Below are 21,591 nucleotides of genomic sequence, written 5' to 3'. Positions count from 1 at the left end.
ACTGCCTCCTTATTTTGCTTGCGCATCATGATCCAAACCAAAAATATCTTTGGCTTTCACAGTGTAGTATACCACTTTAGAAAAAAAAGTACCAAGTCATTTTGTAAGTAAACCAAAAAAGAAGAGCACCACCCGTGTGCTCTTCTTTTTAAAACCAATCTTTTCTTATTGTTGTTCACCCAACAACTTTTTAAACTCTTCCGTCAGCATCGGAACCACTTCAAACAAGTCGCCGACGATGCCGTAATCCGCCACTTGGAAAATCGGAGCTTCCGGGTCTTTGTTGATTGCAACGATGACTTTGGAGTTGGACATCCCTGCCAGGTGCTGGATCGCTCCTGAAATTCCGCAGGCAATGTACAAATCGGGGGTCACCACTTTACCGGTTTGGCCGATTTGCAACGCATAGTCACAATATCCGGAATCGCAAGCCCCCCGGGAAGCGCCGACGGCTCCTCCCAATACATCCGCCAGCTCGTACAAGGGTTTGAATCCTTCCTCGCTTTTCACCCCGCGACCGCCGGAGACGACCACGCGTGCTTCGGTCAAATCCACGCCATCCGAAGCTTTTTTAACCACATTTTTAACAATGGTCCGCAATAAATCTTTATCCAGATCCACGCTGAGCGCCTCAACATCCGGCGTGCGGCTGGTATCCGGCTCTTCCTGAGGAATATTGTTGGGACGGAATGTTGCAAAGATCACGCCGTCTTTCACCACTTTTTTCACAAACGCTTTCCCAGCGTAGATGGGGCGGGTGAAGACAATGTTTCCATCTTCCACCTCAATATTGGTGCAATCGCTGATCAACCCGTAACCCAAACGGGCCGCAATCCGCGGGCACAAATCTTTTCCCACCGCCGTGTGGCCGGTAAAAATCACATCCGGGTTGACATGCTCAATCACTTTTTTAAAGGCTTGGAAATATGCATCTGTAGTATATTGATCCAATTCGCCGTTTTCCACAACGATCACTTTATCGGCGCCATGATGAGCCAGCGGTTCGGCCAAATCTTTGGCAAAACTTCCGAATACCGTGGCGGTTACCGTCCCGCCTTCTGCCACCTGTTTTGCCGCTGCCAGCGATTCAAATGTCACATTTCTGAGTTTCCCCTCACGCACGTCTGCAAGAACCAATACATGTTTGCTCATGATTCGCTCCTCCTCGCTGTTAAATCACCTTTGCTTCAGAGTGCAACAATTGAACCAATTCTTTTACCTGATCTTCCAACTCGCCTTCCAAAATTTTTCCTGCTTGTTTTTTGGGCGGCAGGAATACTTCCGTCGTTTCGGTTTTGGCCTGAATTTCTTCTTCTTCCAGGTCCAAATCATCCAAATCCAAACGGGAAAGCGGTTTCTTTTTGGCTTTCATGATTCCGGGAAGCGAAGGATAACGAGGATCATTCAATCCTTGCTGTGCCGTCACCAAAATCGGGAGGGTTGATTCGATGTATTCAACATCCCCTTCCACGTCTTTTTCCACTGAAACTTTTTCGCCCTCAATTTCCAATTTGGTAATGGTGGAAATATGGGGAATCCCGAGCAATTCAGCCAGTCTGGGCCCCACTTGGGCAGACCCGTCATCCACAGCCATGTATCCACACAAAATAAGGTCATATTCCAGGTCTTCTTCTTCGATCGTCGCAGCCAGGATTTGAGCAACGGAATGTTCATCCAGTTCTACATCCAGATCTTCGGTATCGACAATGACTCCTTTGTCCGCCCCCATGGCCATGGCGGTGCGAAGTGCTTGTTCAGCCCGTTCCGGACCAATGGTGATGACCGTCACTTCCCCGCCGTGTTCTTCTTTCAGGCGGACGGCTTCTTCCACCGCATATTCATCATAAGGGTTGATCACAAACTCGACGCCATCCTCACTGATCTGACCATTTTCAATCGTGATTTTTTCTTCGGTGTCAAACGTCTGCTTGAGACAAACGAGAATGTTCATCTTCCACTCCCCCTTGTTGTCGGCTGTTTTTTATTTCTTCATCCCATGAATGAATAAACGGTGAATCTCGTTGATCTGGTCCAACAGGCTGTATTTAAAACCATTCATAATCCAAGATGTCACCGTTTCATCCAAGGTTCCAAACACCATTCTGCGGGCAATCCGCACATCCAGATCTTCGTGAAACACACCTGTCTTTTTACCGTTTAAAATGACATTGTCAATGATATCCAAGTACCTTTTTAAAATATTGTTGATTCCTTTTCGCACTTCCGGATTGGACTGCCTCAGTTCGATTTGGGTAACCAGTGCCAATTTGCGGTCTTTTTCCAAGTTTTCGAAATGGAGTTTGATCAAATGGTACAGTTGCTCTTCAGGGGATGTGATTTGGCTCAATTCTTTTTCGGCCTGGCTGATAAAAGAACCCATTTTTTCATCAAACAGTGAAACCAAGACATCATCCTTGTTTTCAAAATAAAGATAGATGGTACCGTCAGCCACCTTGGCTTCACGGGCAATTTTAGATATCTGGGCATTATGATAACCATATTCGGCAATCACTCTTACTGCAGCATCAATGATTGCTTCATATTTTTCCCCGGTTCTTTTTGCCATCTTTCCATATCCTCTCCGGCTTTTATGAATGACTATTCATTCAATTTTTAGTTTAGGATAACCGCTTTCAATTGTCAATTGATTTGAACAGATTTTATTATATCAAATTAATCCTATTATAGAAATTTTCAAGATAAATTTATGCATTTTTCTTGGTTAATTGGGAAGACCGTTCTTTTTCTTCATCCATCAACACCCGCCGCAACACTTTTCCGATGGAGCTTTTGGGCAATTCCTTGCGGAACTCATACAAGCGGGGGACTTTAAATTTGGCCAGCCGTTCGCGGCAGAACCGGTCCAATTCCTTTTCGGTCACCGAATACCCTTCTTTTAAAACGATGAATGCTTTCACCGTCTCGCCCCGGTAATCATCTTTCACGCCGATGACCGCTGCTTCTTTGACCGCTTCATGTTCGTACAGGATATCTTCGACTTCCCGGGGATAAATGTTAAACCCGCCTGCAATGATGACATCTTTCTTCCGGTCAAGAATATAGAAATAACCGTCTTCATCCATTTTGGCAATATCCCCTGTACACATCCATCCGTCTTTCAACACTTTCTCCGTTTCATCCGGACGGTTCCAATACCCTTTCATCACTTGCGGACCTTTGACTTGCAATTCCCCCTCATGTCCGGGAGGAAGCACTTCTCCTGTTTCAATGTCAACAATTCTCGCATCGGTATCCGGCCAAGGCAAACCGATGGTTCCGCTTTTTTTGCGGTCCCACAACAAATTGGCATGGGTTACCGGGGAAGTTTCCGTCATTCCGTATCCTTCCACCAACAAGCCACCGGACAACTCTTCAAACTTTTCCTGAACCTCCAGCGGAAGCGGTGCCGAACCGCTCAAGCAAGCATCCACCGAGGACAAATCGTATTGACTGATCTTGGGATGATTGATCAGCCCCACATACATCGTGGGAGCCCCGGGGAAAAAGGTGGGTTTGTGTTCTTGAATCTTTTTCAACACGAGATCCGTGTCAAACTTAGGAATCAAAATGATTTTTGCTGCCATTTTCATTCCCAGGTTCATCACGGTGGTCATGCCATACACATGAAAAAACGGCAAAGCCCCGACAAAGGATTGCGGCTCGGTTCGTTTGGTCTTATACAACCACGCTTCGGCCTGGCAACAGTTTGCCACCAGATTGCGATGGGTCAACATCGCCCCTTTCGCAAACCCTGTCGTCCCTCCGGTATATTGGAGCAACGCAATGTCATCCACTGACTCAAAAACCGGCTCCATCGGCTCGGGATCCGACTTTTTCAAAAGAGAAACAAAAGAATACGTGTCCCCGCCATAGTTAACGCTTACACTTTCGCCCGCAAGTTTGGATTTAAGCTGAAACAGCCAGTTTTTCGGAACAGGCAGATAATCGCACAACCGGGTTACGATCACCCGTTTCAGTTTTGTTTCCGGTTTTACTTCCTGCACCCTCGGCCACACCAAATCCAGGCAGACAATCGTTGTGGCCCCGGAGTCAGCCAATTGGTGCTTCAGTTCTGTTTTCATATATAACGGATTAATTTGAACCACAATTCCGCCGACCATCAAGACCGCATAATAAGCAATGATTCCCTGAGGCGTGTTTGGGAGCATGATGCCCACACATTCCCCTTTTTGCACTCCCAATTCTTTCAAAGCGGCGGCAAACCGATAAACTTCATCCAACAACTCCCGAAACGTCATACTTTTCCCCATAAAATCAAAGGCATCCCGCTCTGGATAATCTTTTGCGGCATCAAGCAGAAACTGTGTTAACGGAACTTCAGGATAGTCCAAAGTTGCTGGAACTTCCGGAGGATAATGACGAAGCCATATTTTTTCTTTTTCAGCCATCTGAACTCCTCCTTTTTCGACTGAATAGTCATTCATAATTTTATATATTTTTATAATAAAAAATAATTAACTAAAAGTTATTTTATCTAATTTCACGTTATTTTTAAAGATTAGTTTTTTGGAAATATTCGATATCTGTGTGTTTTTTTGCCATAAAAAAGGCAAGGCGTCCCCCTGCCTTGCAAAATTTCTTTGTGTTTGAGCCAAAACCCCCGTCATGTTTCCGTCTTTGCCTGCCGATCCGGATCTTGCGGAGCAATGCCGCTGGGTCTTTTCGTTTTGTTGGGCATGGGTGTCCGGATCAAAATATCCAGCATGGCCTTTCCGTTAAACGGAATCAACGGCCATAAATAAGGGGTTACCAATACTTCAATCCGTGCCAGCCAGACAATCCAGGCGATGCAGGCAATGATAAATCCGGCCCATCCAAAGAGTGCCGCTGCGACCAACAATCCGAAGCGGACCATTTTGTTTGCCATCCCCATCTCATAACTGGGGGACGCAAACGTTCCGATCACTGCCAATGAAACATACAGAACCACTTCCGGAATGAACCATCCGATTTTGATCCCGATCTCTCCCAATAAAACGCCGGCTATCAATCCCATCGCTGTCGCCAGCGGAGAAGGGGTGTGGATGGAAGCCATCCGCAAAATTTCCACCCCGGTCTCCGCAATGAGAATTTGAACAAAAAGCGGAATGTCCGCGGTGTTTTGCACGGCAAGAAATTGAAGAAAAGAAGGAAGGGATTCGGGACGCGTGGAAAGCAAATACCAAAGCGGCAACAAAAAAATCGAAACACCCATCGCCAGAAACCGGATCAAGCGTAAAAATGCACCGACCACCGGTTGTTGCCGGTACTCCTCTGCATGCTGCAGATGATGAAAAAATGTGGATGGGGTGATCATCACACTGGGAGACGTATCCACATAAATCAGCACATGCCCTTCCATCAGGTGAACCGCCGCCACATCGGGGCGCTCCGTAAAGCGCACCATCGGATAAGGATTCCAATAACGTTTAAACAAATGCTCTTCCAATGTTTTTTCCGCCATGTGCAAACTGTCTGTATCAATCTTTTGAATCGCCTCCCGCAACTCATTCACCACGCGGGGATCCGCCAAATCTTCCACATACGAAAGGCAGACATCGGTTTTTGACCGTCGCCCGACTTGCATGTGTTCCATCCGCAATCCGGGATCCCGCACATGCCGGCGTGTCAAAGCCGTGTTAAAAATCAGCGTTTCGACAAACCCGTCTCTGGCGCCCCTGACCACTCTCTCAATATCCGGCTCCTCGGGACCGCGTGCCGGATAAGTCCGGGCATCAATGATGACGGCTGACGATTCGCCTTCAATCAACATGGCGGTGGCACCGGACAACACCGAAGTGACGATTTGCTTCACCTGATCGGTCAATTCCGCTTCCACATAGGCGATTTCCCTCTTCAACAGCCGTTGCAAAGCATCGGTCTTCAAATCTTCCGCCCTCAAATCGGCGAGGCGGTCCATGATGTAATTCATGATTTCATCCTTCACAAAACCGTCCACAAAATAGAAGGCGCATGCTTTTTTTCCATAAGTCATCGGACGGCAAATCATATCAAAACTTTGACCGACTCCCAAAATCTCATTCAACATTTCGGTGTTTCGTTCCAAATCCTTATGAAGCGATGCATGCTCCCACCACTGGGTTTTGAGCTCACTCATCCGAAATCCACCTTTTCGATTGTCTGCATCCAGTCTCCATTATTGCCCGGCTCCGAAAGAGTTAGACCCCGGCGGAATCCAAAGATTTTTTAACCCGGATGACTGGATTCCCGGATCTAAAAATCAACCGATACGGAGCGTTTGAGCTGCACGATGATCCGTCCCGCATCCGATTAAGCGAAGCTCATTCAGCTTATCAGTGGATCTCCGAAGGGGAAGTCCAACATTACCTCCTGAGCGAGGAAACCAAGGATTCCATCTTGCGGGGCTTTCATCTGTCCGGGTGACAAGCGGTCTTTCCGGCACATCACGGATGAAGCCCGGATTCGTTACAACATCGTTTATTTCATTAAAGTTCCATGATTTTTAAATGAGTGCCATCCCGCAAAAACCGCATGAACTCCTCCATCGAATAAAAAAGCCATTGATTAAACCTTAAAAATTTATACCCCTGCGAAGAAAATATATAGACAAATATGATATTTCAAAATATGATAGAGGCAAGAGGTGATCTTTTTGAACGAACTTGATTTAAAAGTTTTGGGAGAAGCTTTGCGAAAAGTCCGCAAAAAGCGGGGACTCAGACTGGTGGATTTGGAGGATGATCAAATTTCATTCGCCACCATCTCCAGCATTGAGCGCGGCGTTCCCACCGTCAAACCGCAGAACCGGCTTTATTATTGCCAAAAACTCGGATTTGACGTTTCCCAACTTCCCTCCCTGATTCGTCAGGAAAACGGCGAGCGCAATAAAACGGAAAACTTGCTCTTTTTAATTGAAACCTGTATACGTTTGGATTGCGATGCAGCTTTGGAACAGCTCCGCAAATTGCAATCCCAAGGAAAAGAATATTATTTAGACAAGATTTATTATTTAAAAGGCTTGTGCTATGTGAAGAAAAATAAACTAAAAAAAGCGGAACATTTTTTTCTCCAATCCATCCATGCCATCGAAAAGAAAAATCACGCCTCCGACCCCCATATCAAATCGGCTTGCCTGTATGAACTGGGGCAAATATATTACCTCCGGGATCATTTATATAAAGCGCTGGATTATAACGAACAAGGGCTGAACGCCTTTCAACCGGGAGAAAACCCTTCCGATCTTTATGATTATTTAATGATTGCCAAAGCCACATATCTGGAAAAACTGTACCGGACTGATGAAGCTTTGCAAATATTGAATGAATTATGGGAAAGAATCGGACAAATCAACAGCCTGAAAGTCAAACTATATATGTATGAATTAAAAGCTGCTTTGTTAAATAAAAAGAAAAAATATGATGAAGCCTTAAAATACGCCCGGGAAGGACTACATATCGCGCGTACAAACGGCGCACACGAACAGGCGGTCGAATTGTTGACTGTTTGGGGAAACATCCTGCAAAACGCCAATGACTATCAGACTGCCGAAAATTGTTATCAACTGGCTCTCCGCTTGGAAAACAAGCTGAAAGACAAAAAAGTTTTACTCGTGTCAACCCTGACCCGGCTCGGGAAATTATACAGCAAGATGAACAAAAGCCGCGAAGCATACCTCAGCTTGTCAACGGCTGTGGAACGCGGAAAAAAATATAATGACTCCCATCGCTACTGTGAATCGTTAATGGCTTTGGGCGATTATTACATTGAAAACGGACAATATCCGAAAGCCGTCGATCCTTACGAAGAAGCCTTGCACATCGCCAGTTCCTGCAACTTTACCCGGCTCATGGAAAAGGCCTTGCTCAATTTATCCGAATGCTGGAATAAATTAGGAGAAAAAGAAAAATACATAAAAATGCTGGGTGAATTGCAACAACTCCGGTTACGGGATCTGGAAGTCATGGAAGTGTAAATGCAATTTCCTTCACTGCGGCATCCCCCCTTTGGAAGAATGAGTTTCCTTTACCGGGGGATGCTATTTTCATCACCGGATTTTTCATCTGTGGTATAATAGTGCCTGATTTTTTGGATGGAGCTTAACTTTAAGGAGGAAATACTGTGCAATCTCTTCCGCAAGACTTCTTGGAACTGATGAAATCCCTGTTGGACGATGAATATCCGGCATTCCTCAAAACTTATGAATCAGCTCCGGTTCGCAGTTTACGTGTCAACACGTTGAAAACCGGACACCTCTCCTTCCCGGAAAAAGTTCCTTTCCGGCTGGAACCGGTTCCATGGTGCCCGCCGGCTTTTTATTATGACCACGAACGGGACCGTCCGGGGAAACACGTTTACCATGCAGCCGGTTTATACTACATTCAAGATGCCAGCGCGATGGCTCCGGCAGAAGCCCTTTCCGCCAAGCCGGGAGAAAAAATTTTGGATTTGTGCGCCGCTCCGGGAGGAAAAACCACACAGCTGGCCTCCCAGATGCAAGGAGAAGGGGTCCTGGTTGCCAATGAAATTGACGGCAAACGGATCAAAGCCTTGGTGGAAAACCTGGAACGCTGCGGAGTTACCAATGCCGTCATTCTGAATGAAACCCCCGCCCATCTGGCAGCCCGTTTCCCCCAATATTTCGACGGCATTTTGATTGATGCCCCTTGTTCTGGAGAAGGCATGTTCCGGAAAGACCCTGAAACCGCCACCCGCTGGAGCCTGAAAGCGGTTGAGAAATGCGCGGAATTACAATATGAAATTCTCACTGCCGCTGCCCCGATGTTGCGTCCGGGCGGCCGGTTGGTCTATTCGACATGTACGTTCAACCCGACGGAGAATGAGCAAGTCATCGCATCCTTTTTAGAAAATCATCCAGGTTTTGAGATCAAATCGATCCAAGCGGCTCCCCACTATCAACCGGCACGTCCCGATTGGGCAGGCAACCGGGTGCCCGCATTAAATCAAGCATGCCGCCTTTGGCCTCATCACTTGAAAGGAGAAGGCCACTTTGTCGTGCTTTTGGAAAAAAAAGAAGATCAGGAAAGCAGAAAAGCCCGGCCCGGCAAATACCCGCCCGTTCCACAACCGGCGGCAAAAGTGTGGAAATCCTTCATTCAGGAAACTTACAACCAAACGGATCTTTCAGAAGGGACTTTCACCATGTACGGCGATCATCTTTATCAAGTACACCCGGATCTCCCTTCATTAAAAGGTTTGCGGGTGGAAAGGCCCGGCAGATACCTGGGGCAGGCCAAACGCAGCCATTTTGTGCCTTCCCACGCCTTGGCACTCTCCAGCCTTCCGGAACAGGTGAAACAAACCTGTGATTTTCAAGCGGATGATCCCGATCTTCTTCTGTATTTGCAGGGAGAAGCCTTGCCGAGCGATCTGGCCAAAGGCTGGACGCTGGTCACGGTGGACGGATATCCGCTGGGCTGGGGAAAAGTTTCCGGCCGTTTATTGAAAAACCATTATCCCAAATGGTTACGCTGGGATCGCACATTGAAATAAAAAAAAGACGGGAGATATCCCCCGTCTTTTTTTATTTTTAATCATAAATCCCCTTTTGTCTCACATAGGTTACGGTAGATGAATCATTTTAAAGAGACAGAACCCAGGGAGGGGTTGCCCCGGTGGAAAAAAAGCCGTCCGATACCTGGCCGAAATATCTTCCCTACACCCAGGTGGCCATGGGAATGATTCAACCTGAATGGTTGTTTATGTCACATTTTTTTGAGGACCCGGAAGAAGAGGAAGAGCAAGAACCGCCACCTCCGGCTGTCAAACCCCGCAACATCCGGATCAATATCCGTCCCCGCAGACGCTAGCCTTGTGACTTTTTCTTCCACCTGACCACCGGGAACAGGCGAAAAGGCCTTTTTTCTTTTTGTTTTTTCTCTCCTTTTTCCTTCCATAATTTCTTCTTAATCATCAAGTAGCGGCGCATTTCATTGATAAAATACAGATAAGCGGCATGCGTTTCAAATTCTTCTTTTGTCGCAGGCAAAGGAGAATTATGAAAACTTTCCCTGATCTCTTGCAACCGGTCTAGGAACACTTGTGAGGAATCGCCGTAATGAATGGCATCCGCTACATCCTCCAGAAATCCGGCAATCATTTGCCCCTGTTCACTGCTGTTGTTTAAAGTGGAAACGGTCAGCGCAATCCGTTCCAAAACTTCAAACTGTCGCTCTCTCATTTCAAAATACTGGTAATAATCAAGAGCTGATCCGTTGAATTGATTTTCGATATCCCTGACAGCCAGCTCTTTGGCTTCCTTTAACCATTGCGCCGTCTCCGTGATTTGTTTCCCGTCCCAATACCGCTCGGGTTCACGGAGATAAGCGGCAAATTCCCGCAAGATAATCTTAAAATTTTCTTCGATTTTGTGCCGGTACGCTTTCAGCTCTTTTTCCGCACTGGGAATGTATGCATTGAGCAGAACCGCCATGCCGATTCCGATCACCAATAACATGATTTCATTGACGATGATCTCCACATTGACATCTTTCAACAAATAAAGATGCAGGATAACCACCGCACTGGATACAATCCCGTCTTTAATATTTAAATAAACATTCATCGGAATCAACACGAGCAACAATAAGGTCAACGTCCAGGTATGATAACCAATCCATTCAAAAAAGACGGCTGAAATCCCCAATCCCGCCAAAGAGCCGAAAAAACGTTCCCATGCCGTTTGATAAGATTGCTTCTTTGTCGTTTTAATGCAAATCATCGTAATGATTCCGGCTGCCGTATAATATTGCAGTCCCATCCATTGCGCAATGGAAATGGATAACGCAATGCCGATCGCCGTTTTAATGGTTCGGTATCCGATTATCATGCACACTCACTCTTTTATTTTTCTGATCTTGAATCACTATATACCATCATATGACGGCAGTGCCCAAGGTGCAAGCAAAACCGGCAATCAAAAATGCGCTGAACAGTTCGAAGCCGGCAGACGCCACTTTGTGACAAAAACATCAACGATACGGACCATGTTTCTCCGGAAAACTCAACTGTCTGGATAAATACATGCAGGAGAAAATCACTTTTTTCGGTTCGGGGAAACCGATCTTTTTTCAATTTTGTAATTTCCCGGGAAATCAGTGGTTCATTTTCAAATCTGGTATGATATGAATGTCGGGGATTTTACGGCAAGGAGAAGGTTTCAATGAATACATCCGTCATCAAAAACATTTCACCCAAAAAAACTTATTATCACTTATTGGCATCCAGTTACCAACGGGCTTTACATCTGCTTTCCCAAACGGAAACAGATCCGGTGAGACAACGGGATACCATGGCGTATTTACATCAATTACAAAAAGAGATACAACAGTTTGCGGAAGATCACGAAAAAGCGGTAACCAGCCATCCCGGAAGGGAGCCGTGAACCGACAACCCGTTTCAGGAGCTGATGATGCGATGATGGTCAGCTCTTTTTTTAAATTCCAAATTGTTAAAAATTAAAGGAGGATATATTACTTTTTTGTAGAAAATTATTTATGGATAAAATAAAAAGGAGGGTTGCCACCACTTACCTTTTTGTTTTGTTGTTTTGCTGAAAAATCAGATAAGGGGATCTCATCAAGAAACAGGAGGAGAAAAAATGAAACGTTTCCTGAGTGTTGCCACGGCACTGTTATTGGTTGTCCTTCTTGCAGTGCCCGGAACCATGTTTGCCGCCAGCCCTGCCTCAACCGATGACTATGTGCCGGGTGAGTTGATTGTGAAGTTTAAAGATGGCATCTCCGCCCAATCCACCCAATCGATTCACGCACAATACGGGGCCAAGTCGATCGAAAAATCCAAATATTTGGGTTTTGAAGTGGTTAAGTTTGATGGTTCGGTTGAAAAAATGATCGAAAAATACAAAAACAATCCCAATGTGGAATATGTTGAACCCAACCATTACGTTCACATCATGTGGACACCCAATGACCTTACCAGTCGCCAATGGGGACCGCAAAAAGTCCAAGCTCCCCAAGCTTGGGATGTCACCCGCAGCAGCAGCAGCACGGTGATTGCCATCGTGGACACCGGAGTCCAAACCAATCATCCGGATTTGCAGGGAAAAATCGTCCAAGGGTATGACTTTGTCGATAACGACAGCAATCCCCAAGACGGGAACGGACATGGAACCCACTGCGCAGGAATTGCCGCTGCCGTGACCAATAACGGAACGGGAATTGCAGGAATGGCTCCCAACGCCTCCATCATGCCGGTTCGCGTGCTGAATAACAGCGGAAGCGGAACCATGGCAGCCGTTGCCAACGGAATCGCTTATGCCGCCCAAAACGGGGCAGATGTCATCAGCTTGAGCTTGGGTGGCACTTCCGGAAGCTCGGCCTTGCAAAGCGCCGTTCAACAAGCTTGGAACAGCGGAGCTGTCGTCGTTGCCGCTGCAGGAAACAGCAGCAGCTCCACTCCCAACTATCCGGCTTATTACTCTCAAGCCATTGCTGTCGCTTCCACCGATTCCAATGACAGCCTGTCTTACTTCTCCAACTACGGAAGCTGGGTGGATGTAGCCGCTCCGGGTTCCAACATCTACTCCACCTACCTCAACAGCAGTTATGCATCCTTGAGCGGAACCTCCATGGCCACACCGCATGTGGCAGGACTTGCCGCTTTGTTGGCCAGCCAGGGCCGCAGCAACTCGCAAATCCGGGCTGCCATTGAAAATACAGCCGATAAAATCAGCGGCACCGGAACTTACTTCCAACACGGAAGAATCAATGCTTACAAAGCCGTCAATTATTAATAAAGAAGGAGGGGATTCCCTCCTTCTTTTCATGCATAAAACATAAAGAAAATAACCCCTGCTATGAAAAAAAGCAAAGAAATGGTTCCCAAGATCCATGGCAAGTGTTTCATCGGTTTCCTCCATATGCAATCTTTACTTCAATTCGACCACCGTCACGCCGGATCCGCCTTCATTATGGTTGCCCAAACGAAAACTTTTCACATGCCGGTGGCTGCGCAAAAACTTTTGCACTCCTTGGCGAAGTGCACCTGTCCCCTTGCCGTGAATGAGATGAATTTCTTTATAGCCCGCCAACAGGGCTTTATCCAAATAATTGTCGATTTCCAGCAATGCCTCTTCCACCAGCTTGCCCCGCAAATCGCACTCGGGTTTCACATTGGCAGACATCCGGTTGACCGTCGGCTTTATTTTCACGTCAGCCGGTTTTGGCGAAGAACGCTTTTCCAGCTGGTCTCGATGCATTTTCATCTTCAAAAAGCCGACTTGCACTTGATAATATCCGTCGCCCATATCCTCGGTGATGGTTCCGTTCTGATTCACAGACAAAACGCGAACTTCATCCCCCACGTTCAGTTTCTCGGCTTTGCCGGTGTTTTTCCTCGGCTTTTGCGGCAATTCCCAATCCGGCACGGCATTTTTCAGCCTGGCTTTTGCTTCATTCAATTCATGCTCTTTTAAATCCCCCGGCCGGGCTTTGGCCCATGCCCGCAATTGCTTCAAGACCTCTTCCGCTTCTCGCTCGGCATCGGCAATGATCCTTTGCGCCTCTCGACGCGCTTTTTCCTTGAGAGCGGCTTTTTCTTCCTCAAACTGTTCCCATTTTTCCCGGATATCCGCATACAAAGCTTCTGCTTCTTTCTGCAATGCATCCGCTTCCTTGTGCTTTTCCCGAGCCAGCTTCTGCTCAGTGGTCAAAGAAGAAATCATTTCTTCCAAGCTTTTTTCATCACTGGACAGATGTGCTTTGGCCCGCTCAATGATTTCTTCCGGCAATCCCAAACGGCGGGAGATGTTAAACGCGTTGCTGCGGCCGGGAACCCCGATCAACAAGCGGTAGGTCGGTTTCAATGTCTCCACATCAAATTCCATGCTGGCATTGACGGTTTTCGGATGATGATGGGCAAACAGTTTTAATTCACTGTAGTGGGTGGTCGCCATGACAAACGACCCTTTTTGGATCACATATTCCAAAATGGAAATGGCCAGCGCCGCCCCTTCTGTCGGGTCGGTTCCTGCGCCCAATTCATCGAACAATACAAGGCTTTTTTCATCCACCTGTTTTAAAATGCGGATAATCTTGGTGAGGTGTCCGGAAAAGGTACTCAAATTTTGTTCAATGCTCTGTTCATCCCCGATATCGGCATACACCCCGCCAAACACCGGCATGATGCTGTCTTCTTCAGCGGGAACGGGAATTCCGGATTGTGTCATTAAAGCAAACAAACCGACCGTTTTCAGTGTCACCGTCTTTCCTCCGGTGTTGGGGCCGGTAATAATAATGGCATGGTAATCATCCCCGATCGAAACTTCGATGGGAACCACATTTTCTCCTTTAATCAAGGGATGGCGGGCTTTTTTCAGGTGCAGTAACGATTCGGAAATCTCCGGGCAAATCCCCTTCACCCGATATCCGAACCGGGCACAAGCCATGATACAATCCAGGCTGGCCAAAATTTCCAGATTTCTTTTTAAGCTCTCCACTTCGGGGGCAATTTTCTCCGTCAGCTTTTTCAATACTTTTTCAACTTCCTGTTTCTCTTGCAACTCGAGCTGACGCAACCGGTTGTTCCATGACACCACCGCTTCCGGTTCGATAAATAACGTCGCCCCCGATGAGGATTGGTCATGGACAATTCCCGGGAACCGGGAACGGTACTCCTGCTTGACGGGGATGACATACCGGTCGAACCGCTGGGTGATGATGGCTTCCTGCATCATCTTCGTATAATGCGGATTGCGCAAGATTTCTTGTAATGTTTGTTGAATTTGCTTTTTCGCTTCCCCGATGCGGCTCCGGATTTTCCCCAATCCGGGACTGGCCTGGTCTTTGACAACTCCCTGTTCATCAATGCTTTTCAGGATTTCTTCTTCGACCCATTCCAAACTTTCAACCAGCTCGGTCAAACCACGCAGAATGGGAAGCGGCGCCTCTTCATCTTCCACTTGCCGCAAAAAGGACTTCACCTTGCGTCCGGCCGAAATGGTACCGGCGATGTCCAGACATTCCGATTCGGTCAAGACACCGCTCTTTTCAGCCCGCCGGACCGCTGCGCGTATATCCCGGACCCCTCCCAGCGGAAGGTCCCCTTTCAGCCGGATCAAGTCCATGCCTTCTTGTGTGGCTTGCAGGCGGTGTTTCACCTGATCCCTTTGGCCGGAAGGGGTTAATTGGCTGACTTTTTCTTTTCCCAAGACCGTTGCGGCCTCGCTTTTCACCATCTCTTTAACTTGGTCATATTCCAACGATTTCAGCGTCCACTGCTCCACGCCGGACAACTCCTCTTTCTTTTCAAAATCATTCTTTATTATAGCATTTCCTGTTAACGAAAAACCATCGAGCCGATCGAAATCAGCCCGATGGTTTTTCAGCGTGTGAAAATATGTTTCCCGATTTTTTTGATTTGCGGACGGTTCCAAATCCATTTGGAAGTTGCCCGTTCCGGGTTGAAGTAATACAATGCGCCTCCGGTCGGATCCCAACCATTTAAAGCATCCCTGACTGCTTTTTTGGCCGTTTCATCCGGCTGCATCCAGATTTGCCCGTCGGCCACCGCTTCAAATGCCAAAGGTTGAAAGATAATCCCGGAAATGGTATCCGGAAATTCTCTGCTTTCCAGCCGGTTCAAGATCACCGCGGCAATGGCAACCTGTCCGATGTAAGATTCGCCCCGCCCTTCCGCATAAACGGCTTGCGCCAACAGATGAATATCATTTTCTGACAAACCGTAACTGCTTTTTGGAATGGAAACCTGCTTGCTCTCTTGCGGCTGTTGCCACTTGGTTTCGGGGGCGTAATTTTTGGTTGCTTTCCTGAGTTTTTGCATTGTCTTCGGTCCCGCCACGCCATCCACTTTCAGGCCGAATTCATATTGGAACAACCGGACGGCGCGATACGTTCTTTCTCCAAAATTGCCATCCCATTTTCCAGTGTAAAAACCGATATGCTTGAGACGTCCCTGCAACTCCCAGACACCGCCGCCCCGGTTCCCGCGTTTTAGCACCGGTCCTTTCTTATTGGTCATTTCCGGTCGCCAATGCTTTGTCGATTGCCAAAGTTTCAATTTTGTCTTCGGACCGACCACTCCGTCAATCTTCAAGCCGAATTCATATTGGAACAACCGGACGGCCAAATAAGTGCGATGGCCAAATACTCCATCCACATCTCCGGTGTAAAACCCCAAAAGTTTTAAACGTCCCTGCAATTCATAAACATCGCCGCCTCTGGCACCTTTTTTGAGAATGGTGTCACCAAATGCCGTTGCCGACGACGCTGAAATCTTTTGTTGATCCGCCGCAAAAACCGGAGCCAACCATGCACTCACACAGAGACTGACGATCAAGCAAGACGCAAACCATTTCAAAGTTACACGATTGACCATACAAGCTCACAACCCTTTTTCTGGTTGATATTTACTGGTTATTATGCCAAGTCCCGTTCAAAATCATGCAGATTCCATCCACATCCACAAAACAAAAAAAGCCGGATCTTTTCCGTCCGGCTTTCAACGAAAAAATCCGGTTGACGAATCACGTCCGGCCGTTAATTCTTGTTAAGCACGGCTTTCAACCGGTCCAACGGGTATGCATTGATGACATCTTCTTTTTCCAACCAACCCCGGCGGGCGGTGGCAATTCCGTAAATGATGGAATCATACTCCGCGGTGGCGTGCGCATCAGTGTTGATCGTAAATTTTAATCCGTATTCTTCTTTGGCTTTCTTTAACAACCGGTCATTTAAATCCAAGCGATGCGGATTGGCGTTTAACTCCAAAATGGTGCCGGTCTCCCGGGCGGCTTGAAACAACCGGTCCACATCCACGTCATAAGCATCCCTCCGCAGTAACAACCGTCCGGTCGGATGCGCAATGATATTGACATAAGGATTTTCCATCGCCTGGATGATGCGGCGGGTCATGGTCGCTTCATCCTGCCGGAATTGTGTGTGCACCGATGCAATCACCAGATCCATCTGTTTCAGCAAATCATCCGGATAATCCAGGGTTCCGTCTGCCAGGATGTCGACTTCCGCCCCTTTTAAAATCTGAATTCCCAATCCCTCCCGGTTCAGCCGGTCGATTTCCTCCCATTGCTCATACACTTCATCCACTGTCAAACCGCCGGCAACCTTCAAAGACCGGGAATGATCCGTCACCGCCATGTATTCGTACCCTTTGGCTTTGGCAGCCAGTGCCATGTCTTTAATGGAATGCGCCCCGTCGCTGTACAGGGTGTGCGCATGTAAATCCCCGCGATAATCCTCCAATCGGATGAGCGAAGGGAGCAAGGACTGATCCGCTCTTTCCATTTCCCCGCGATCTTCGCGCAACTCCGGCGGAATGAAAGGAAGATGCAGGTGGGTAAAAAAATCGGATTCCTTTTCAAATTTTGCCGTTTGGCCGGTTTCGGCATCATAAATGCCATATTCGCTCACTTTCCAACCATATTGTTTCGCCCGCTGACGGATGCGGATGTTAAATTCTTTCGATCCGGTGAAGTGACTGAGGGCACTGCCAAATTGGTCCGGGGACACCAGGCGCACGTCGACTCCCATCACCAGGCCTTCTGTATCCACGACAATACTGACTTTGGTTTCCCCTTGCCCGACAACTTGTGTCACTTCAGGCAATTGTGCAATCCGCTCCGCCACTTCGGCGGGTTGGTTCGTCGCCAAAACAAAATCAATGTCTTTGATCGTTTCCTTAAACCGTCGGATGCTGCCGGCCAATTCCACCTTCTCCACCCCGGGAATGGCTTGCAAACGTTGTTGGATGACGGCGGCCACCGCCATGGCTTCATGCAGCAGAAAACGCTCGGGCCGCTTTTGAAATTGTTCGATGGCTTCCAGGATCTTTTTTTCTTTTTTGGGTCCGAATCCCGCAAGGGTTTGGATTTGTTTTTTCTCTGCCGCTTGTTTCAACTCGTCCAAATTGGTGACCGAAAGTTTGTGATACAACGTATGGATGGATTTCGGCCCCAATCCGGGCAATTTCAGCAACAACGGCAATTCCGGGGGCAATTCGGCTTTTAATTCTTCCAGATAACGGGAAGTGCCGGTGGCGACAATTTCACGGATCACTTCCGCCGTTCCTTTGCCGATTCCGGGAAGTTCAGGCAAACGATCCAACGCCTCCGCAATCTGAAAACGGCTGTTTTCAATCGTTCGCGCTGCCCGGCGGAAGGCGTTTACCTTAAAAACATTTTCCCCTTTGATCTCCATGTAATCAGCCAACGCATGCAAGGTGCCGGCAATCTGTTTATTGTTCAAAGCATTCCCTCCCGTTCTGCCTTCTTTCAAAAAAAGCAGCTGTCAGGCGTCCCTCCCCGACAGCTGTTGCATACTAAACATATTATAATGCCTTTCCTTGAAACAACCGATCCAGTTCCCGGGTCAAATCCGGCGTCCAGCCGGTGATCGCATGAGCCACTTTCGACCCCTCCACCGCTTCCTGCCCGGTGCTCCAGGGAAGAACCGCAAGCACGTTGACCATAATAAACGTGATCAGCATCACCTTGGCCAGCCCGAGGATGGCCCCTCCCGCTTTATTGATGGAATGAAGAACGGGAAAGCTGGCCACCTGATTCAAAAGGGATGCGAAGATGGACAATACCCAGCGTGCACCGATCAACAGGATGAAGAAAGCCATTGCCGAGTAGATCATTTTATCCACCGGCACCAATGTCATCCATCCTTGTTGCGTGGAATCCGGCAGTTTCCACAAGTTGCTCAGCACCGGCGCGAGCTCATCGGTAAAATGAAAAGCAATCCAGAGGGACAAAATGTAACTGAGCAACGAAGTCACTTGCATGACAAACCCCTGCCGGTATCCTTGGATCAATGCACCGGCAAGAAGAAGAAGGACAATCATGTCAAAACCATTCATGCTGTTTTTTCACCTCATGGCTCTTCGTCTTCAATCAAGTGCATGATCTCATCGTATTCCTGTTTCAGTTTTAAATAATCATCCGCAATATTGACCGCCGACAAGACGGCCAGGCGGGCCACGTCCAAACGCGGGTTATTGTCGGCGATTTGCCGCATTTTTTCATCGACGTGGCTTGCCACCTGACGCATATGGCTGGGACTGGCTTTTCCCGTCAGCTGATATTGGGTTCCGTAGATTTCCACACTTAATTTATTTCTCACTGCACCGTCCTCCTTCACACTGTGAAGGTTTCCTCGTTGATCCATGCTCATTGTCTGAGCTGTGCGCCAAATTGCTCGGTCAGATAATGGACAATTCGCTCATGGATTTGATGAACTTCTTCATCGGTCAAGGTCCGTTCATTCGTCCGGAAAACCAAAGAATACGCCACACTTTTTTTACCTTCCCCAATCTGCTCCCCGGTAAACACATCAAACAGGGTTACAGATTCAAGCAATTCTCCGGCCACTTTCCGGATCCCTGCTTCGATCCGGCCGGCCGGCACATTTTCATCCACCGTCACGGCCAGGTCACGGGTTACGGCCGGATAGCGGGGAATCGGTTCATAAATCACTTGCAGATCCTTTTTAAGAAGTTTTTCAAGATCCAGCTGGAGCACAACCGGTTCACTTAAATCATATTCCTTGGACAATTTCGGATGCAGTTGCCCCAATACGCCGATCACTTCATCCTCCACCACACACAGTGCGGTCCGTCCCGGGTGGAATCCGTTCAAATCGGCCGCTTGATACTCGGCATCCCGCACTCCGAACCGTTCCAATACGCTTTCCAAAATTCCTTTCAGTTCATAAAAATTCTGCGCATCCACTTGCGGGGTTTTCCAGATGGACGCGGCTTTCGGCCCGGCAATGAGCGCGGCCAGTTGCAACCGTTCTTCCGGCAAATCGGTCAATGTTTCTTCTTGCGTCAAATAAACTTTCCCCACTTCAAACAGTTGAACCCGTTCATTTCCACGATGGACGTTGTATGCCGCCACTTTGATCAATTGGGGCAACAATGTCGTCCTCAGCACCGCATGTTCCTTACTCATCGGCATGGCCACACGGATGGGTTGAAGATCATACAACGAAGCGATTTCCTGCTCGGCCTCATCCGATGTCAAACTGTAAGTCACCACTTCGTTTAACCCGAGTTCCCGCAACATATGCCGGGCATCGCGGCGCAGTTTTTGTTCCTTTGTCAGGGCGCCCGGCAATTGCTGGCCCCAGGGCAATGTCGCGGGAATCCGGTCATAGCCGTACAATCGGGCCACTTCTTCGACCAAATCCACTTCCATCATGAGATCGGGCCGCCGCGTCGGAATTTGCACCTGGTAAACATCGTTTTCAAATGCAGCCGGCAATCTCAGCCGACGGAAGATGTCCATGACTTCATCCGGACTGATTTGCACGCCCAACAAATTGACAAGTCGTTCATGGCGCAGGGAAATAGTGACTTCTTCAACATCTCCCGCCTTATGCACAGACGCATCCGAAGAAACGACCCCTCCGCAAAGTTGGCGCAACAATTGTACCGCCCGGTAAAGCGCGGGAAGAATTTGTTCCGGATCCACCCCTTTTTCGAAACGGGTGCTCGCTTCCGACCGGAGCCCCAGATTTTTGGAAGTTTGGCGGACGGTCAGCGGGTTGAAGAACGCAGCCTCCAGCAATACGGTTTTGGTTTCTTTCGTTACCTCCGAAGAAGCTCCCCCCATCACGCCCGCAACCGCCAGCGGCTCTTGTCCGTCCGTCACCAACAACATTTCGGGGTCACATTCACGCTCCACATCGTCCAACGTCACAATCTTTTCCCCATCGTTGGCGCGACGGACCAGGATTTGGCCGTTTGCGATTTTGTCAAAATCAAAAGCATGCAAAGGCTGTCCCGTCTCCAACATCACATAGTTGGTAATGTCGACAATGTTATTGATCGGCCGGATCCCGGCGGAAATCAAGCGGTTTTGCATCCATTGCGGGGAGGGTCCCACTTCCAGATTGCCCACCACTTGCGCGGCATAAAAAGGACAGTCCTCAACAGATTCTACGACAACTTCCACCCCGGTTCCTGCTTCGCTCGGAACTTGTTCGGAGATGACCGGCAGGCGCAATTCCCGGTCAAAAATCGCCGCCACTTCATGGGCCACTCCCCACATTCCCAAACAATCGGAACGGTTCGGGGTCAACTGCAATTCAATCACTTGGTCATCCATGCTCAAGTATTCTTTAATATCCATCCCGACCGGAGCATCCGGTTCCAATACAAAAATCCCTTCGGTTTGCTCCTTCATCAGCACTTTGTCGGGAAATCCCAGTTCTTTGGCCGAGCAAATCATCCCGTGCGATTCCACGCCGCGCAGTTTGGCTTTTTTAATATGGACTCCGCCCGGCAGTTTGGCACCGATCAAAGCAACCGGAACCCGTTGGCCTGCCGCCACGTTTTTGGCCCCGCAAACAATTTGCAACAGTTGCCCTTTCCCCACATTCACCGTGCAAATATTCAACCGGTCTGCTTCCGGATGGGGCTCCACCGCCAACACTTCACCGACAACCACGCCGTTTACTCCCGGATCCCGGGTGTAAATGACTTCCACCTCAATCCCGGTCCGGTTCATCTCCTCCGCGATATCTTCCGGCGAAATTCCTTCCAGGTCAACATATTGAGACAACCATTCATAAGATACTAACATCCTTC

Annotated in this window: 18 protein-coding genes; 6 read left to right on the top strand and 12 right to left on the bottom strand. The window is 48.2% G+C overall.

The genetic code is table 11. The features are described 5' to 3' along the window. Window positions 1-165 precede the first annotated feature (165 nt). From ATH33_RS01215 to ATH33_RS01195, 5 genes are all read right to left on the bottom strand, one after another. Window positions 166-1,152 carry an electron transfer flavoprotein subunit alpha/FixB family protein gene (locus ATH33_RS01215; RefSeq protein WP_037993353.1) on the bottom strand — a complete coding sequence of 329 codons (987 nt, stop codon included), beginning with the start codon at window positions 1,150-1,152 and terminating at the stop codon, window positions 166-168. A gap of 19 nt (window positions 1,153-1,171) precedes the next feature. Then, window positions 1,172-1,951 (bottom strand): electron transfer flavoprotein subunit beta/FixA family protein, encoded by a 780-nt coding sequence (locus ATH33_RS01210; RefSeq protein ID WP_037993355.1) that lies wholly within the window; start codon window positions 1,949-1,951, stop codon window positions 1,172-1,174. Between the two features lie 30 nt (window positions 1,952-1,981). Continuing rightward, a complete protein-coding gene (gene fadR / locus ATH33_RS01205) occupies window positions 1,982-2,566 on the bottom strand; it encodes a fatty acid metabolism transcriptional regulator FadR (RefSeq protein WP_037993357.1) in 585 nt (194 codons plus the stop codon). A 139-nt stretch (window positions 2,567-2,705) separates the two neighbouring features. Continuing rightward, complete coding sequence (locus tag ATH33_RS01200; protein WP_037993359.1) at window positions 2,706-4,409, bottom strand: AMP-binding protein; 1,704 nt, start codon at window positions 4,407-4,409, stop codon at window positions 2,706-2,708. 215 nt (window positions 4,410-4,624) lie between these two features. Then, a complete protein-coding gene (locus ATH33_RS01195; protein ID WP_121873954.1) occupies window positions 4,625-6,118 on the bottom strand; it encodes a spore germination protein in 1,494 nt (497 codons plus the stop codon). Window positions 6,119-6,216: 98 nt separating this feature from the next. Between ATH33_RS01195 and ATH33_RS01190 the strand changes: the two genes are divergently transcribed. The 4 genes from ATH33_RS01190 (at window position 6,217) to ATH33_RS01175 (ending at window position 9,809) form a co-directional block, all read left to right on the top strand. Further along, a complete protein-coding gene (locus ATH33_RS01190; protein ID WP_037993363.1) occupies window positions 6,217-6,405 on the top strand; it encodes a hypothetical protein in 189 nt (62 codons plus the stop codon). A 229-nt stretch (window positions 6,406-6,634) separates the two neighbouring features. Then, window positions 6,635-7,954, top strand: coding sequence for a helix-turn-helix domain-containing protein (locus ATH33_RS01185; protein WP_170151202.1), 1,320 nt, complete (start codon window positions 6,635-6,637; stop codon window positions 7,952-7,954). A 146-nt stretch (window positions 7,955-8,100) separates the two neighbouring features. Beyond that, entirely contained in the window at window positions 8,101-9,492 is a 1,392-nt protein-coding gene (locus ATH33_RS01180) for an RsmB/NOP family class I SAM-dependent RNA methyltransferase (RefSeq protein WP_082813468.1), read from the top strand. A gap of 122 nt (window positions 9,493-9,614) precedes the next feature. Then, complete coding sequence (locus ATH33_RS01175; RefSeq protein WP_037993365.1) at window positions 9,615-9,809, top strand: hypothetical protein; 195 nt, start codon at window positions 9,615-9,617, stop codon at window positions 9,807-9,809. Here the strand turns inward: ATH33_RS01175 and ATH33_RS01170 are convergent. After that, window positions 9,806-10,828 carry an aromatic acid exporter family protein gene (locus ATH33_RS01170; RefSeq protein WP_049719802.1) on the bottom strand — a complete coding sequence of 341 codons (1,023 nt, stop codon included), beginning with the start codon at window positions 10,826-10,828 and terminating at the stop codon, window positions 9,806-9,808. The two genes, ATH33_RS01175 and ATH33_RS01170, sit on opposite strands and share 4 nt — an antisense overlap. 333 nt (window positions 10,829-11,161) lie before the next feature. On the opposite strand from ATH33_RS01170, the gene ATH33_RS01165 reads away from it, so the two are divergent. After that, window positions 11,162-11,383, top strand: a complete 222-nt coding sequence (locus ATH33_RS01165) for a hypothetical protein (RefSeq protein WP_037993367.1) — start codon at window positions 11,162-11,164, stop codon at window positions 11,381-11,383. A gap of 282 nt (window positions 11,384-11,665) precedes the next feature. Then, window positions 11,666-12,754: a S8 family serine peptidase gene (locus tag ATH33_RS01160; protein ID WP_231564558.1), complete on the top strand. Its 1,089-nt coding sequence runs from the start codon at window positions 11,666-11,668 to the stop codon at window positions 12,752-12,754. Window positions 12,755-12,889: 135 nt separating this feature from the next. Here the strand turns inward: ATH33_RS01160 and ATH33_RS01155 are convergent, their stop codons facing one another. From ATH33_RS01155 to pheT, 6 genes are all read right to left on the bottom strand, one after another. After that, window positions 12,890-15,244 (bottom strand): endonuclease MutS2, encoded by a 2,355-nt coding sequence (locus ATH33_RS01155; RefSeq protein ID WP_121874116.1) that lies wholly within the window; start codon window positions 15,242-15,244, stop codon window positions 12,890-12,892. Between the two features lie 98 nt (window positions 15,245-15,342). Further along, a complete protein-coding gene (sleB, locus tag ATH33_RS13915) occupies window positions 15,343-16,356 on the bottom strand; it encodes a spore cortex-lytic enzyme (protein WP_037993371.1) in 1,014 nt (337 codons plus the stop codon). Window positions 16,357-16,517: 161 nt separating this feature from the next. Further along, complete coding sequence (gene polX / locus ATH33_RS01145; RefSeq protein ID WP_084712877.1) at window positions 16,518-18,242, bottom strand: DNA polymerase/3'-5' exonuclease PolX; 1,725 nt, start codon at window positions 18,240-18,242, stop codon at window positions 16,518-16,520. Window positions 18,243-18,324: 82 nt separating this feature from the next. After that, window positions 18,325-18,858 carry a CvpA family protein gene (locus tag ATH33_RS01140; RefSeq protein WP_037993373.1) on the bottom strand — a complete coding sequence of 178 codons (534 nt, stop codon included), beginning with the start codon at window positions 18,856-18,858 and terminating at the stop codon, window positions 18,325-18,327. Window positions 18,859-18,872: 14 nt separating this feature from the next. After that, on the bottom strand, window positions 18,873-19,166 hold the full coding sequence (gene zapA / locus ATH33_RS01135; RefSeq protein ID WP_181732020.1) for a cell division protein ZapA: 294 nt from the start codon (window positions 19,164-19,166) through the stop codon (window positions 18,873-18,875). 2 nt (window positions 19,167-19,168) lie between these two features. After that, window positions 19,169-21,586 carry a phenylalanine--tRNA ligase subunit beta gene (gene pheT / locus ATH33_RS01130; protein WP_121873953.1) on the bottom strand — a complete coding sequence of 806 codons (2,418 nt, stop codon included), beginning with the start codon at window positions 21,584-21,586 and terminating at the stop codon, window positions 19,169-19,171. Window positions 21,587-21,591 lie beyond the last annotated feature (5 nt).

Source organism: Thermoactinomyces vulgaris, assembly GCF_003688725.1.
GTDB classification, from domain to species: domain Bacteria; phylum Bacillota; class Bacilli; order Thermoactinomycetales; family Thermoactinomycetaceae; genus Thermoactinomyces; species Thermoactinomyces vulgaris.
The sequence above is the reverse complement of the archived record's forward strand: the minus strand, read 5'-3'. Positions and strand labels throughout refer to the sequence as shown.

What these genes read in the sequence shown, in the direction of transcription:
- ATH33_RS01190 (WP_037993363.1), top strand. Translation starts at nt 6,217, where the DNA reads ATGACTGGATTCCCGGATCTAAAAATCAACCGATACGGAGCGTTTGAG.
- ATH33_RS01200 (WP_037993359.1), bottom strand. Translation starts at nt 4,409, where the DNA reads ATGGCTGAAAAAGAAAAAATATGGCTTCGTCATTATCCTCCGGAAGTT.
- ATH33_RS01140 (WP_037993373.1), bottom strand. Translation starts at nt 18,858, where the DNA reads ATGAATGGTTTTGACATGATTGTCCTTCTTCTTCTTGCCGGTGCATTG.
- ATH33_RS01210 (WP_037993355.1), bottom strand. Translation starts at nt 1,951, where the DNA reads ATGAACATTCTCGTTTGTCTCAAGCAGACGTTTGACACCGAAGAAAAA.
- fadR (WP_037993357.1), bottom strand. Translation starts at nt 2,566, where the DNA reads ATGGCAAAAAGAACCGGGGAAAAATATGAAGCAATCATTGATGCTGCA.
- sleB (WP_037993371.1), bottom strand. Translation starts at nt 16,356, where the DNA reads ATGGTCAATCGTGTAACTTTGAAATGGTTTGCGTCTTGCTTGATCGTC.
- ATH33_RS01195 (WP_121873954.1), bottom strand. Translation starts at nt 6,118, where the DNA reads ATGAGTGAGCTCAAAACCCAGTGGTGGGAGCATGCATCGCTTCATAAG.
- ATH33_RS01170 (WP_049719802.1), bottom strand. Translation starts at nt 10,828, where the DNA reads ATGATAATCGGATACCGAACCATTAAAACGGCGATCGGCATTGCGTTA.
- ATH33_RS01165 (WP_037993367.1), top strand. Translation starts at nt 11,162, where the DNA reads ATGAATACATCCGTCATCAAAAACATTTCACCCAAAAAAACTTATTAT.
- pheT (WP_121873953.1), bottom strand. Translation starts at nt 21,586, where the DNA reads ATGTTAGTATCTTATGAATGGTTGTCTCAATATGTTGACCTGGAAGGA.
- ATH33_RS01215 (WP_037993353.1), bottom strand. Translation starts at nt 1,152, where the DNA reads ATGAGCAAACATGTATTGGTTCTTGCAGACGTGCGTGAGGGGAAACTC.
- zapA (WP_181732020.1), bottom strand. Translation starts at nt 19,166, where the DNA reads ATGGATCAACGAGGAAACCTTCACAGTGTGAAGGAGGACGGTGCAGTG.
- ATH33_RS01160 (WP_231564558.1), top strand. Translation starts at nt 11,666, where the DNA reads ATGTTTGCCGCCAGCCCTGCCTCAACCGATGACTATGTGCCGGGTGAG.